At 38.7% G+C, this 14,919-nt stretch carries 12 protein-coding genes and 3 pseudogenes; 12 read left to right on the forward strand and 3 right to left on the reverse strand.

What is annotated here, in order from left to right; translation table 11 throughout:
- Positions 1 to 25: 25 nt before the first annotated feature.
- From JCM15457_RS01965 to JCM15457_RS01975, 3 genes are all read left to right on the forward strand, one after another.
- A complete protein-coding gene (locus tag JCM15457_RS01965) occupies positions 26 to 583 on the forward strand; it encodes an RBBP9/YdeN family alpha/beta hydrolase (RefSeq protein WP_034986994.1) in 558 nt (185 codons plus the stop codon).
- Positions 584 to 826: 243 nt separating this feature from the next.
- The gene (locus tag JCM15457_RS01970; RefSeq protein WP_034986996.1) at positions 827 to 1,255 is read left to right on the forward strand and encodes a universal stress protein; all 429 of its coding nucleotides are present in this window, start codon (positions 827 to 829) and stop codon (positions 1,253 to 1,255) included.
- A gap of 257 nt (positions 1,256 to 1,512) precedes the next feature.
- The gene (locus JCM15457_RS01975) at positions 1,513 to 2,721 is read left to right on the forward strand and encodes an MFS transporter (protein ID WP_034986998.1); all 1,209 of its coding nucleotides are present in this window, start codon (positions 1,513 to 1,515) and stop codon (positions 2,719 to 2,721) included.
- 106 nt (positions 2,722 to 2,827) lie between these two features.
- Here JCM15457_RS01975 and msrB read toward each other — a convergent pair whose 3' ends face one another.
- The 3 genes from msrB to JCM15457_RS01990 all read right to left on the reverse strand — a co-directional run bounded on the left by msrB (position 2,828) and on the right by JCM15457_RS01990 (position 5,031).
- Complete coding sequence (gene msrB, locus JCM15457_RS01980) at positions 2,828 to 3,259, reverse strand: peptide-methionine (R)-S-oxide reductase MsrB (protein WP_034987001.1); 432 nt, start codon at positions 3,257 to 3,259, stop codon at positions 2,828 to 2,830.
- A 123-nt stretch (positions 3,260 to 3,382) separates the two neighbouring features.
- Positions 3,383 to 4,360 (reverse strand): Gfo/Idh/MocA family protein, encoded by a 978-nt coding sequence (locus JCM15457_RS01985; RefSeq protein ID WP_034987004.1) that lies wholly within the window; start codon positions 4,358 to 4,360, stop codon positions 3,383 to 3,385.
- Positions 4,357 to 5,031 carry a ribose-5-phosphate isomerase A gene (locus tag JCM15457_RS01990; RefSeq protein WP_034987008.1) on the reverse strand — a complete coding sequence of 225 codons (675 nt, stop codon included), beginning with the start codon at positions 5,029 to 5,031 and terminating at the stop codon, positions 4,357 to 4,359. The genes JCM15457_RS01985 and JCM15457_RS01990 overlap by 4 nt, the downstream gene beginning before the upstream one ends.
- 212 nt (positions 5,032 to 5,243) lie before the next feature.
- On the opposite strand from JCM15457_RS01990, the pseudogene JCM15457_RS01995 reads away from it, so the two are divergent.
- From JCM15457_RS01995 to JCM15457_RS02035, 9 genes and pseudogenes are all read left to right on the forward strand, one after another.
- A pseudogene (locus tag JCM15457_RS01995) lies at positions 5,244 to 6,085 on the forward strand (MurR/RpiR family transcriptional regulator).
- Between the two features lie 581 nt (positions 6,086 to 6,666).
- Complete coding sequence (locus JCM15457_RS02000; RefSeq protein ID WP_034987011.1) at positions 6,667 to 7,227, forward strand: GNAT family N-acetyltransferase; 561 nt, start codon at positions 6,667 to 6,669, stop codon at positions 7,225 to 7,227.
- Positions 7,228 to 7,544: 317 nt separating this feature from the next.
- Positions 7,545 to 8,378, forward strand: a complete 834-nt coding sequence (gene msrA, locus JCM15457_RS02005; protein ID WP_034987474.1) for a peptide-methionine (S)-S-oxide reductase MsrA — start codon at positions 7,545 to 7,547, stop codon at positions 8,376 to 8,378.
- A gap of 192 nt (positions 8,379 to 8,570) precedes the next feature.
- Positions 8,571 to 9,119: a signal peptidase I gene (lepB, locus tag JCM15457_RS02010; RefSeq protein ID WP_034987476.1), complete on the forward strand. Its 549-nt coding sequence runs from the start codon at positions 8,571 to 8,573 to the stop codon at positions 9,117 to 9,119.
- A 15-nt stretch (positions 9,120 to 9,134) separates the two neighbouring features.
- A complete protein-coding gene (gene ylqF, locus JCM15457_RS02015; RefSeq protein ID WP_034987014.1) occupies positions 9,135 to 9,986 on the forward strand; it encodes a ribosome biogenesis GTPase YlqF in 852 nt (283 codons plus the stop codon).
- Between the two features lie 28 nt (positions 9,987 to 10,014).
- A complete protein-coding gene (gene rnhB / locus JCM15457_RS02020) occupies positions 10,015 to 10,791 on the forward strand; it encodes a ribonuclease HII (protein ID WP_034987017.1) in 777 nt (258 codons plus the stop codon).
- A gap of 52 nt (positions 10,792 to 10,843) precedes the next feature.
- Positions 10,844 to 11,713: a DNA-processing protein DprA gene (dprA, locus tag JCM15457_RS02025; protein ID WP_034987020.1), complete on the forward strand. Its 870-nt coding sequence runs from the start codon at positions 10,844 to 10,846 to the stop codon at positions 11,711 to 11,713.
- Positions 11,714 to 11,787: 74 nt separating this feature from the next.
- Positions 11,788 to 13,886 (forward strand): annotated as a pseudogene (gene topA, locus JCM15457_RS02030) (type I DNA topoisomerase).
- Between the two features lie 113 nt (positions 13,887 to 13,999).
- A pseudogene (locus JCM15457_RS02035) lies at positions 14,000 to 14,898 on the forward strand (tyrosine recombinase XerC).
- Positions 14,899 to 14,919 lie beyond the last annotated feature (21 nt).

The raw sequence follows: 14,919 nt of genomic DNA on the forward strand, positions 1-14,919 counted from the left end.
TAAACTAGCAAAGGTGGTTGAGAAAATGACTAAGAAAAAGCTTTATGTTCTCCATGGTTATACTTCTAACAGAAATGCTAATTGGTTTCCATGGCTCAAGCAACAAGTTGAAGAGAAGATGAAAAAGCAGGTCAAGGTACTACAGTTGCCAAACGCTGATCATCCCAAACCAGCAGAATGGGATCAAACATGTAGTCGTAAAATCTCATCTGAAAACGGGATAACACTTGTAGGACATAGCTTGGGTTGTATTGAGGCGCTACGCTTTCTAAGCCAGCATGAGATAAAAGATGTTAACCTTGTCTTAGTATCTGGTTTTGATGAGAAACTACACACTTTACCAGAACTAGCAGAATTCACGGAGCCCTCAATAAATTATGCAGAGGTTCTTCCTAAACTGAAGAGGGTAGTTGTTATTTCAGCGCTTGATGATGACATAGTACCTTATGAGTATAGTGAAACACTAGCACGTCACCTACATGCTAAGTTTATCTTGATGCCTGAAGGAAAACATTTTATTGATGCATATGGGACAGTGAAACTGCCTGTAGTTTATCAAGAACTTGCTGCGATGCTTGCTTAAGCTCTTGTAGCTGGATGGCTAGTAAATCTGGTTTAAAGCAAATACATTATATATATGACGAGGTTGTTATACACGGCATTTTTAAATAAAAATGTTACAATGAAGTCAAATGATAGTTTGGTAATTATCTAAGTAATTGTTGTGATGTTGCTTTTTCGATGTGGCTAGGTTTATTTCTAAAAACTGCTGATTAGCAGGTTCGTTTAGGATTAGGCTGTTTCCCGTCAATAAGGAGGTTTTTTTATGGCTTACAAACGCATTTTGGTAGGTTTGGATGGTTCAAAGCAAGCAGATCTTGCTTTTGCAGCAGCAACTGATTTAGCACGTGTATTTTCGGCAAAACTTTATTTACTGTGGGTAGTTAATCGTGATCGTGGAATGGATTTATCTTTCAGGGTCAGCGATGATTTTTATCAAGATCAAGCACGAAAAGCTGAGGAAGATATTAAAAAGTATGTTAACAAGGCTGAGAAATCAGGGACAGATGTTACAGGTACAGTCATTATAGGGAATACCAAGACCATTTTAGCAACTTCTTTCCCACAAGAAAACGACATCGATTTAATTGTTTTAGGCGATACGGGCTTGAATGCACTTGAAAAAGTAGTGGTTGGATCACATACGAGCTATGTTCTAAGAAACTCAAATTGTGCAGTTTTAGTGGTGAAATAGGACAAGGGAGAACAGGCATTTACAAAACTTTAATATTACAAAGGTATTGCGGCATAGTTTTAAGTGGCCGCAATTTTTTTCGGCAATTTTTATAAACTCAAAACTATTTATTGAGGAGATTAGTTGAAGCAAAGGCGAAATTATTGAATTGTAGGGTTGACAAGACACCCCTCGGTAGTGTTTACTTAAACTACAGTTTCAGGGGATGTCAAGACATCTTCTGGCACTGGTTTATCTATTTTATAGGGGGTTAGGAAATGTTGGAAGAAAAGCATACACCTAGATCATTGCTTATTGCGACTGGTTTGGCGTGGTTGTTTGATGCAATGGATGTTGGGATGCTTTCATTCGTGATAGCTGCATTAAAAAATGAATGGAATCTCAGTGAAATTCAATTAGGTTGGATCGGAAGTGTAAGCTCGATCGGAATGGCACTTGGAGCTGTTGTCTTTGGCATTTTGGCAGATCGTTTAGGAAGAAAAGATGTACTTATTATGACGTTGCTGATTTTTTCAATAGGAACAGGCTTATCTGCATTAACGACAGGTTATTTGATTTTTATTATTTTACGTTTTTTTGTTGGTGCTGGACTAGGTGGCGAGCTCCCGGTTGCTTCTACATTGGTTTCGGAAAATGTACCTGTTGAAAAGCGCGGGCGGACCGTTGTTCTTTTGGAAAGTTTTTGGGCCGGTGGTTGGCTGGTTGCTGCTATTATTTCATACTTTGTTATTCCGACGTGGGGTTGGCGAATCGCATTGCTACTTTCCGCTTCAACAGCATTCTATGCATTATATCTTCGTTACGGTTTACGTGAGTCGCAGAGTTATGTGAAAAAAAATGTTCTTATAAATCGTCCTAGGATAATGGATTCACTGCGGGAACTTTGGACGCCTAAATATGCAAAGGCGACACTTATGCTCTGGGTTGTTTGGTTTATGGTTGTCTTTTCATACTATGGAATGTTTCTGTGGCTGCCAAGTGTCCTAGTTCTGAAGGGACATACAATGATTCATAGCTTTGGCTACACGTTAATAATGACACTGGCACAACTACCAGGTTACTTTGTTGCTGCTTGGCTGGTTGAAAGATTAGGACGCAAATGGGTTTTATCGCTATTTCTGTTGGGTACAGCAGTCAGTGCGCTCGGTTTTGGGAGTGCGTCCAGTGTAGCATCCCTTCTATTATTTGGAATATTGTTATCTTTCTTTAATTTGGGGGCATGGGGGACCCTCTATGCTTACTCGCCGGAACAATATCCGTTAGAAATTCGTGGTACGGGGACTGGAATAGCAGCGGGGATTGGACGTATTGGAGGAATACTTGGCCCGCTCATGGTGGGAACTTTAATCAGCAAAGAAATTTCCTTTACAACTATCTTCGGTATTTTTTGTGCATCAATTGTTGTTGCTGTCATTGCGATTATTATCTGGGGGCATGAAACAATGGGTACAGTATTAGATGATTAGCATAAGTATTCTAGTCTGAAATAAAAAAGATCAATCAAAAGAATCATGCTTGTATGAGAAAACTTACAAGCATGATTCTTTTATTTCTCGTCTATTTTTCTTTTCGTCAACCAAATAAAAAACGGTATTCACCGTATCCGGCTTGCTCAAGTTTGTTTGCAGGAATAAATTTCAAAGCAGCTGAATTTATACAATAACGCAAACCCCCATCAGTAACAGGACCATCCTCAAAAACGTGACCTAAGTGTGAATCTGCCTTTTGACTTTTAACTTCTGTTCGTGTCATTAAAAGTGAAGTATCAGTATGTTCAGTTACGTTGGCTTGATTAATAGGTTTAGTGAAAGACGGCCAACCACAGCCAGCATTATATTTGTCTGTGGAGCTAAAGAGTGGTTCACCACTCACTATGTCGACGTAAATGCCGTCCTCATAAAAGTCATCATACTTACCGGAAAAGGGACGTTCAGTAGCTGCATGCTGGGTCACCTCGTAGGCTTCTTTTGAGAGCCGATTTTTTAAATCGTCTTTGTTATCCATTTGGGATCACTCCTTTGAAAAAAACAGATTGGAACAAACCTAGTATATTTTATATGCTACTAGAATATAAAGAACACGCAAATAATCAGCTCACCAATATGTCTAGATAAAAATTTACACAGATTAAGAAGGAAACTTTAATCCCCATGCAGTACGAACGGAATCTAAAATATGGGCAACATCATGTGATAATTTTAGTTGGCCTTCATCATGCCCATTTTCAATGTAACGCTGCATATCTGCCACTTCATAGCAAAGAGCTTTATCTGATGCACCAGTTGAAATTGTTTCCTTTTCCTGCGTGTGTGCATCCGCTGTGTATGTAAATTCAGCAGACGTAGCACGAGGATAATCATTTATTTCAACATATCCTTTAGTTCCAGAAATTATACCACGTTTTGGCTGTTTGGCGCGCATTGATAAGGAGATAACGGCAAGTTGTTCTTGGCTATTTTTCAGGATAATTCCTGACTGTTCGTCAACACCTGTTTCAAAAAATTTGACAGTTGTAAGGGCTGTATTTGGTTGCTCAGTTAGGAAGATGCGGGCAAAAGCTACTGCATAGCCACCAATATCAAGCAAAGCTCCACCAGCAAGTTCTTTATTGAAAAAACGGTTCTGAGGGTCATAATCCTTAAGGCTTCCAAAATTGACTTGAATTAGTTTAATTTCACCTAGCTTATTTTCTGCGATTGTTTGAAGGACACGTTTGAAAAGCGGCATATGGTATAAGGTGAATCCCTCAGATAGAATTAGCCCTTTGCTGGTAGCAAGCTGTTCAACTTCATCAAATTGTTGTGCATTAACAGTGATTGCCTTTTCACAGAGGACATGTTTACCTGCATTCAAAGCTTTTTTGATGAAATCATAGTGGTATGTATGCGGTGTAGCAATGTAAATAACATCAATATCGGGATCGGCAATCAGCTCTTCAGCTTTGAAATAGTACTTGTGGACGTGTTTTTCTGCAGCAAATTTTTTTAATTTACTTTTATTTAAAGCAGTGACAGCGTAAATCTCACCATTAACTTTATTTAAAGCATCAGCCATTTCATGTGCAATCCAGCCAGTGCCGATCATTCCCCATTTATATTTTTTCATTTTAAATCACCTTTTCTAATTAGTTTGACTTCTTTGTTATCTAAAGTAGTTATAATGGCGGTAGCTGTATTTGAAAAGTATGAAGTGCCGACAACGCCGTTAAATTGTCTGAGCTCAAAATTAAGGTTCTCTATATTTTGCCAAGAAACAGCATAACAATCAATCAGTCTATTCCCATTTGGTGTGCGTGCAAAGCTGGCAACTGTTTGATCCTTACGTTGTTGAGCTTTTAATCCGAGGTGAGATGTTAACTGCAAGACTTGTGAAACAGCGTCAGCAAGTACTTCCAGTGTCAATGGAACTCGATGATCTAATTGAGGTTTTATTCTAGAGAATGGTGTTAAAATGATGTACTCAGTAGCAGTTTGTGCATAAATTTTTTCGAGCGTATGAATGCCACCATTGCTTTTTAATAAATTAAGTTGATAATCAGCACTATCGCATCCATCAAATGCAAAGTCAACACTAGTAATTTGGGAGAGAGGGCTAACACTCAAACCAAGTTGCTCGCATTTTAGTTTGGTTAATTCAGAGGGAGTACAGATTGTCAGCGGTAAGTTGTGAACAGTGGCGATTTCTTGAGCTAATTTACTAACGTTACTGCCGCCTCCTAGACTGATAGTCATGTGAGGGCGTAACATAGCCAACGCAGCATCGATGATAGTTTTCATTCTTACTCCTTTTGAATATTTTTTTCTTATTATTTATAAAAAAGAAAATTATTTACAAGGGAATAATAGCTCAGGTTTTGCTTGCTGTCAATAATTAACGAGCCCACGTTGACAAACATATGGACTTTGGATACATTTGGAATAAATATCTCTGCCAAAAATAAGCATGAACACTTTGAAAATGAGTGGGTATTTTAGTTTGGAGGATAAAAATGAATGGGAAAGTAAACATTGTTGATACCATTTACAGTAGAATCAATGGAATGACTAAAACTGATCAAAAAATAGCTCAAGTAGTGGTAGGTGCGCCGGATAAAGTCATTAATTATACAATTTTAAAATTGGCTGAAATTGCTCAGGTTAGCGAAGCATCAGTCTCTCGCTTCTGCAGAAATCTTTCATTGTCAGGTTTTCATGAGTTCAAGATTGAGTTGGCTAAAGTCGCCAATGATGAGAAAAGTTATTATAAAACGATTGATAATCAAAATAGCGGACAAGCACTCGAAAATATTAGGGATAACAAGATTGCTGAGATCTCAAATACATTAACCCAGTTTTCTTTGCCAGTGGTTAAGCAGATTCTGCAATTGCTGGAAAAAGCTAACATTATACAAGTAGCCGCAGAAGGCGACACATTCCCAGTTGCTGCAGATGCTGTCTACAAATTCAATCAAATTGGTTTCTTGACTATTGGGACGGAGTATGGGAAACTTCGGTTGCACAGACGCTGAATCTTGATGATAAGGCCGTTTTACTAGTGATTTCTAACTCTGGCGAAGCACGCTCATTGCTAAAACAAATGGATGTTGCCCATAAAAAAAGAATGTCAATTATTGCAATTACCAATCGTCCTGATTCACCAATTGCGCTAAAAGCTGATTTACATTTAACAACGGCTGTACGGCAAAAGGTACTGCAATCTGAATACTACTTTTCACGCGTTGCAGCATTGACTGTAGTTGAAGCTTTATACTTATTGTTATTGTCAAATGATAAAAAGCGGCTTAGTAAGATTAGAGAACATGAAGATATTATCTCAGATAAAAAAGTTTAACGATAGATAAAACTAGAGGTAAATACAAATTAACCTAATAAAATACTTAACCAATTATTTGTATAATGCAAAAAAATAATTGCAATATGCAAAATAATTGAATGCTATTTAAATCAAAAAGAAACCACAGCCATTGAAGGGGTACTTCCAAGGCCATAGTTTCTAAATACGGTTTTCCCATAAATGGAATATAAGCTAACGATTATCAAGTGCCCTTTTTGAGGGTAAAACTGATTTCACCGACGCACCGGGTCAGTTTGAGAGCTGGTATACGGAAAATGCGAGTATCGAGTATATAGTGAAAGACACAATTAAAAGATACTTCACACTTTAATTGACACGCTAAACTACTAAAGTTAGACTCAACCGATAGCTTACAAGCTTATGTTACCTAAAATGCGTTGATTGTGCAATAATTATTAATTAAAAATTGCAGTGATACAGTATAAGCAACTATTATTTATAGATTTTGAAAATGTTTTAACAATAATTTGCTTAAATTATGAATGAAATTCCCTTATTTTTTTTTAATCAAATAAAGGATACAATAAATATAATTTAGTCAAACGGGAGTGATTGATATGATGTCTTATAGAGTAGAATCCGATCTTTTCTTAGCTGTACCACGGCCAAAAAAAGATGCAGCGGAATTGTTTCGGTTGATAGAAAACGATCGTGGATCGATGAGAAAGTTTTTGCCATGGGTTGACAGTCTTAAAAAAATTGGGGATGAAGAAAACTTTCTTGCGCAGGTGAATATTAATTATGCCAAAGAGGACTCTTTAAATTTAGTTATTTGGTACAGGCAAAAAATAGTTGGGATGATCAGTTTTAATAGCTTTGACAAACTGAATAATGTAGCGGACATCGGATATTGGCTTGGACAAAAATATCGTGGACACGGTATTATGACGAAAGCTGTTAAGGGCATATGTGCGATAGGATTTAATGATTACGATTTACATAGAATTATTATTCGTGCAGCTACTGATAACGAAGCAAGCAATGCGGTTGCTAATAGAGCAGGTTTCATTCATGAAGGAATTCTCAGAAAAAATGAGAAGCTGCATGATGGGTATCATGATGAAAATATCTTTTCACTATTGCGTGATGAATGGAACGTAATATCAGACAAGGACTAGAGTAGCTAAATAGTTGAATTTCTAACTAAGCAGTTATCAGGCAAGAAACGGTGCTATTTAAATAATAGGAATGGCAGGTTTATTTGTTTTCAAGCTATCAAATGTTACTTAAGCATTGAATGGGGTATCATATTATGTAGTGAAGTGGTAACAGTTTTAAGTGTGAGTATATAAGATAGTATGTATTTGGGGTAGATGGACAGTGTATGAGTGGGTGTTTCCCCTTGAAAAAGAGGAGAACATCAAGGAATACTGTAGACTTTTTATTTTTGTTATAGAGGGAATTTAAGTTTTAAAGTATGAAGGCTGGTGCAGAGATGAAGAGTAGCCAAGAAGAGATAGTGAATGATATCTATAACTTAATACTCAACCCTGCTACGCGTGCGTGGGAGCGTTCATTGCTAGTTAAGGCAAAAAACGCTCTTAGCACCAAACATGATTTTAGTGTCCAAATCGAAAAACTTGAAGTTGCACTACGTCCATTAGCCTTAAGAGACAATTTAACCCCAGATGTTATGGATCTTTACATGAAAATAACAGATGGACAAACGAAACGTTTCGACATCGCTAAGCACTACGCGGAAAACCTGCCGCAACGTGAGCGAGCCATTTTTGCAGGTGGGTGTTTTTGGTGTATGGTCGAGCCATTTGAAACAAGAAGAGGAATCATTTCAGTTCTTTCTGGCTATACAGGGGGCTATACAGATAATCCCACATATGAACAAGTTATGGGCGGTTATACTGGACATGTTGAGGCGGTTGAAATCATTTTTGACCCGAAAATTATTCGGTATGAAGAGCTGGTTGAGCTTTATTGGAAGTTGACGGATCCAACAGATGGCCTTGGACAAGTTGCCGATCGCGGCAGTAATTATCGGCCAGTTATTTTTGTTGATAACGAACAGCAGCGGCAAATTGCTGAAAAATCAAAGAAACGTCTGGCAAAATCACATCAGTATAAGCGGCCAATTGTTACAGCAATTGAAACTGCAGGTGTGTTTTGGCCAGCGGAAAACTTTCACCAGCAATTTTATAAAAAGAATCCTAAGAGGTACAAGCGGATGAAGCAAACACGACAGCAGTATTTAGCATTTCTAGCCCTTCAAAATAAAGTTTGGAGTGTTTTAAACAGGTTTAGGGGGAAGCGATGAAAGGCACTTCCTTTTGGAAATGATTAAAAAGCTCTTAACAGGTCAGAATCTTTTTTAGAAGTTGTTAAGTAAGTTAAGGGATACTGGTGAGCTTATCGACCAGTAGTGCTTTTTTTGTTACAGTATACTATGGGAGTGAGCTTTAGACGGATGGATTCTTTATTATCCTCAAAGGGAGAAGGAAAAAAACAAATGAGCAGACTGAAAGGTATTCGCTGGGGCTACTGGATACCGCTGGTTTTTATAGCAACAATCTGTGCCCTTTTTGTGCGATCTTTTTTGATCGTTCCGCTTGAGATTGATGGGAATTCGATGGAACCGACGTTGCATTCGCGAGAAAAGGCACTCGTCCAGAATTTCGGTAGAATTCGACGTTTTGACGTTGTCATTATTAAAATGCCGGACGACAAGACGTATATTAAACGTGTGATAGGTATGCCAGGTGACACACTCGCATACCGCAATGATAAATTGTATATAAATGGACAGCATATTAGAGAAAACTTTCTTAAACGCGTGATAAAGCAGGATTCCAATCAGACATACACGTCTGATTTTTCACTGAAAGAACTGACTGGGTCGAATCATGTTCCACAGGGGCAGTACTTTGTTTTAGGTGATAATCGAAGGATAAGTAAAGATTCGCGTACTTTTGGAACAGTTAAATCCAGTTGGGTGACCGGCAAAGCAATTATTGTTTATTGGCCACTATGGAACTTTAAATGGATAAGCAGAAATTAGGAGGAGAGCAGCAAAATGACAGTTATACAGTGGTTTCCAGGGCATATGGCTAAAGCGTTGCGCCAAGTTAAGGAAAATATCAAGAAAGTTGATATTGTACTAGAATTGGTAGACGCACGTCTCCCAGAATCGTCACGCAATCCGCAGCTTTCTGAAATTCTGCAAAATAAGCCAAGTATTATTATTTTGACTAAAAAAGATTTGGCTAATGCTGCAAAAACGAAAGAATGGGTTAATTATTATGAAGAAAATGGTAATCCAGCACTTGCGGTCAACAGCCTGAAAGATAGTTTAAAAAGTATAGAGCGAAAGATTACGCAGGTACTAAGTGCTAAATTAGCAACACAAAAAGAACGTGGCATTGTGCATAAGCGTATCCGAGTAATGTGTATTGGAATACCTAATGTGGGTAAATCGACTCTTTTAAATCATTTGGTCAAGAAAAATGTTGCACAAGTTGGGAACAAACCAGGGGTTACCAAAGCACAGCAATGGCTTAAAGCAGGGAAAAACTTAGTATTATTGGATACACCAGGAATTCTCTGGCCTAAATTTGAAGATCCACTTGTAGGCAAAAAGCTGGCCTTGACAGGCGCGATCAAGGATACGCTATACGCTAAAGATGATGTTGCACTCTATGCACTTGAATATTTTCTGGAAAACAGTTCGGAAAAACTGAAAGAGCGTTACCGTCTTGAAGAGGAAGATCTACAAAAAACAACAGTTGATCTTTTGTTGGTGCTTACACAGAAAATGGGATTTAAGGATGACTATGACCGTGCCAGTGAGCGATTAATCTTAGAATGTCGTAAGGGAAAACTTGGAAGTTACACACTTGATGAAATTCCAGCGAAAACAGCAGAATGATAGAATATGATATGCGAGAGTGAGAAAGATGACTAGCAAATTGACGATTTCAAAAATAAAGACGATCTTAAAGCAGAAACCGAGTCCAGAATTTATCAAAAAATTAACAAATGATCAGCGTAAAGGTGCACAAGCACAGTTAAAGAGCTACTTACGCAGGCTAGATAAGATTGAAAAAAGAAAAGTTTTATTTGAAGAACGCTTTTCTTTTGAAAAAGAATATTGGAATGAGGGCTTCTCTTATGTTGCGGGAATAGATGAAGCTGGTCGAGGGCCACTTGCTGGCCCAGTTGTTGCAGCAGCAGTTATTCTACCGCATAATTTTGACTTGTTGGAAGTCAATGATTCAAAACAGCTCTCGGCTGCTAAAAGAGAATATCTTTATGGAAAAATCTTAGAAAAAGCACTCGCTGTTGGGGTCGGTTTTGCTGATAACAAGCTAATTGACGAAATCAACATCTATCAAGCGACACGCTCGGCCATGAAAGAGGCTGTTGCTGCTTTAACAATTCGACCGCAACAGTTGATTATAGATGCTATGCAAATTGAGACAGAGATTCCACAATTAAAGCTTATCAAGGCGGATGCAAGAAGTGTTAGTGTTGCAGCAGCAAGTATTATTGCCAAAGTTAGTCGTGATCATCTGATGAGTTACTATGACACATTATATCCAGCGTACGATTTCAAGGACAACAAGGGATATGGAACTGCAAAACATCTCGGGGCACTAGCAGCTTATGGTGTAACTCCGATTCACCGCAAAACATTTGAGCCGATCAAATCAAAATTTGCGGAAGAAGCCTAATATTCTGACTTTTGCGTATTTTCAGGTAACTTATGCTTAAGGTGGGATTAGTGTGAAAGTACAAGAATTTATTGTCGCGCTGCATTTATGCAGACACATTGGAAGGCGGGATGTGCGACGAATCTGCCAATGGATATCAAGTCATGAAATGCGTATACCTGAGGAAAGTAAGCTCGATGAACTATTGGATTATCCTAACGTGAAAAAGGAGCTTTTTTGGCGTGAGTTTACAAGCTCTGCTCTACAAAAAAAGCTCGCACAAAACTTGTATTATAGCGCGGCAGTAACTATTATTGATGAAAAGTACCCGCAACAATTGTTAGAAACTTTTGACCCACCGGCAGTTCTTTTTTACCAAGGCGATATGACATTGAGTAATTACGCAAAACTGCTTGCAATTGTGGGCGCACGTCAGAATAGTTCCTATGCGATTACGGTCTTGAAACAATTATTGCCAGAAACCATTTCTTCTGGTATTGTAACTCTGAGCGGGTTGGCACGAGGAGTTGATAGTCTTGTGCATAAATTAACAATGGGTTGTCATGGAAAAACAGTCGCTGTTATTGGAACTGGGATAGATATTGCTTATCCTAAGTTTAATGCCGCACTGCAGCAAAAAATTGGAACTGAGTGTCTTTTGATAACTGAGTATGGCCTTGGACAAGCACCTAGGCAGTATCACTTTCCCGCACGTAATAGAATTATTGCTGGATTGTGTCGCGGTGTACTAGTTATTGAGGCACGTCAGCGCAGTGGTAGTTTAATAACTGCTAACCTTGCATTGCAGGAGAATCGCAATGTTCTAGCAGTACCAGGAGCAATTAGTGCCCCGCTGTCGATGGGGACAAACGAACTGCTTTTGGCAGGTGCGAAACCCGTTTTAAATGCTAGACACATCATTGAAGAATTTGATTATACTTGACAAATGTTAATCACATGACCTAAGATAATTAGCGATTTTTACAATTTGAAAATGTGAATAAAGGAGTTTGGTAAATGCCAAAGATCCAGAGAAAAAAAACGAAGAGAAAAACAAAGAAGAAATTAGTGATTGTGGAATCACCTTCAAAAGCAAAAACGATCGAAAAATATTTAGGGTCGCGTTATAAGGTAATGGCCAGTTTAGGGCATATTCGCGACTTACCCAAGAGTACGATGGGAGTTGATGTGGAAAATGATTACGCGCCGCATTATATTTCTATCAGAGGTAAGGGCGACATCATAAAAGAGTTGCGCAAAGAGGCCAAAAAAGCGGATAGTGTTTATCTTGCAGCCGATCCCGATCGTGAAGGAGAAGCAATTGCATGGCATTTGTCATATCTGTTGGGATTGGATACTGATGATAAAAATCGGGTTGTATTTAATGAAATAACAAAGGATGCTGTCAAAAATGCGTTCAAGACACCACGAACTATTGATATGAATCTTGTTGATGCACAACAGGCGCGTCGTATTTTAGATCGTTTGGTCGGATACTCGATCAGCCATTATTGTGGTCTAAGATAAAGAAGGGGTTGAGTGCCGGTCGTGTGCAGTCGATTGCTTTAAATTTAATCATAAAACGCGAAAAAGAGATTCGTGAATTCAAACCGGAAGAGTACTGGACGATAGACTCGCAGTTTAAAGCAGGTCGCTCCAAGTTTGATGCAAGTTTTTATGGGTATAAGGGTAAAAAAATGGCTCTTCATAATAATGATGATGTCGTTAAAATAATGCAGAAATTAGAACAAGACAAACCGTTCAAAATTACACGTGTTGAACGCAAAGAACGCAAGCGATTTCCTGCATTGCCGTTTACAACGAGTACAATGCAGCAAGTTGCTAACAATGCGCTGCGGTTCAGGACGCAAAAAACGATGATGGTCGCTCAGCAACTGTATGAAGGCATTAATATCGGCAAAGGCGGTGTGGTCGGGTTGATTACCTATATGCGTACGGATTCGACCCGTATTTCATCGCTTGCTAAGCATGAAACAGCTTCTTTTATTCATGAGAGCTATGGGGCTGAATATGCTGCAATTAAACCGCGTAAAGGGAAACTGGCTGAAGGAGCGCAGGATGCGCATGAGGCTATTCGTCCATCGTCTGTCTTGCGAACTCCGGATTCGCTGAAAGATTATTTGAACAAAGATCAGCTAAAACTTTACACTTTGATTTGGTCACGTTTTGTGGCAAGTCAGATGACACCGGCTATCTCTGATACGATGAGTGTCAATATTGAGCAAAATGAAGTTCTCTACCGTGCGAAGGGCTCGAAAATGAAGTTTCCGGGTTTCACAAAAGTTTATGCTGAAAGTAAGAAAAAAGACAATGAGCTTCCAGAACTTAAGCAAGATGATGAAGTTTTGATGGTAAAAAATCAGCCAAATCAGCATTTTACGTTACCGCCAGCCCGATATAGCGAAGCCACTCTAATAAAGACATTGGAAGAAAATGGTGTAGGACGGCCTTCAACTTATGCACCAACCTTAGCCACTATTCAAAAGAGGTATTATGTCAAGCTCGTTTCACGGAAATTTGAGCCAACGGAGCTAGGGGAAATTGTTAATGAAATGATTGAAAAATGTTTCCCTGATATTTTAAATGTTGATTTTACTGCACAGTTAGAAGATCATTTAGATGAGATCGAAGAGGGAAAGCAAAAGTGGGTCAAAGTTGTCGATAGTTTTTATCAACCATTTTCAAAAGAAGTTGTGGCAGCTGATGCTAAGTTGGCTAAAGTGCGCATCAAAGATGAACCTGCAGGGATTAATTGCGATGTGTGCGGGGCTCCTTTGGTTATCAAGTTGGGGCGCTATGGCAAGTTCTATGCTTGTAGTCGTTTCCCAGATTGTCATAACACCAAACCAATCATTAAGGAAATCGGTGTTACATGTCCAATATGTCATAAGGGTGAAGTAGTTGAACGCAAGTCTAAAAAGAATCGGATTTTCTATGGATGTTCACGGTATCCAGACTGTGATTTTGTTTCTTGGGATAAGCCGGTTGGGCGTGACTGTCCTAAATGTAATCATTATTTGATTGAAAAGAAAACCAAAAAGGGTAAACAGGTCAAATGCAGTAACTGCGATTATGAAGAAGAGATTCAAAAGTAGTACTTGCTGTAATACTCATAAAATTGTTTTAGTTCTTTCTAAGATTAACGTTAATAGTATACTGACCTCTATTTTTTATGCTAAAGTAAAAGCATTAGAGTGGAGGTTTTTTGATGGAGCAAAATTGGATCAAAGAATTTAAACAATATTTAGTGATTGAAAGACAATACTCAGATGAGACACTGAAAGCTTATTCTGAAGATATCCAACTGTTTTGTGATTTTTTGCAGGAAAGCGGCAGCAGCACGTCTTTCGGAGAAATCAAGCGGCTTGATGTACATGCGTATATGAATTTTCTTTATGACAAACAGTATCAAACTACGACAATCTCGCGTATGGTCTCGAGCTTGCGATCACTCTATCATTTCCTTGAAAAAAATGGATATGTCACTAATAATCCTTTTTCTTATGTACAGCTGAAAAGACACCCGCGTGCTTTACCGCGCTTTTTTTATGAAAAAGAAATGCAGGCACTTTTTGATGCAACACAAGGTGACGATCCCATGATTATCCGCGATAATGCTTTGCTAGAGGCTCTATATGCCACAGGGATGCGTGTCAGTGAATGTACTGGTTTGACATTGGAAGCAATCGACAGCGAGGTGCGAGCGATGCTGCTGCACGGTAAGGGCAGTAAGGACGCTATGTACCCTATGGCAGATATTGTCAACGGGCACTTGATCGCTATTTTCAGGAAACAAGAACACCACTGCTTGAAAAATATCATAAAGACCATGATTATGTTTTTATTAATCATTATGGTGACCCGTTGACAGCAGCAGGAGTTACCTATATTTTGAAACAAATTGTTAAGAGAAGCAGCCTTACGACTGAGATTCATCCTCATGAGATTCGCCATACTTTTGCGACACATTTGATGAGTAATGGAGCTGATTTGAGGGCTGTTCAGGAATTGTTGGGGCATAGCAGTTTATCGACAACGCAGATATACACTCATGTTACCAAGGAACATTTACAAAATGACTATCGTAAGTTTTTTCCACGCGCTTAAAGTCGTGGGCAACTGCTCAAA

It is taken from the genome of Liquorilactobacillus sucicola DSM 21376 = JCM 15457, assembly GCF_000612445.1.
Lineage (GTDB): Bacteria > Bacillota > Bacilli > Lactobacillales > Lactobacillaceae > Liquorilactobacillus > Liquorilactobacillus sucicola.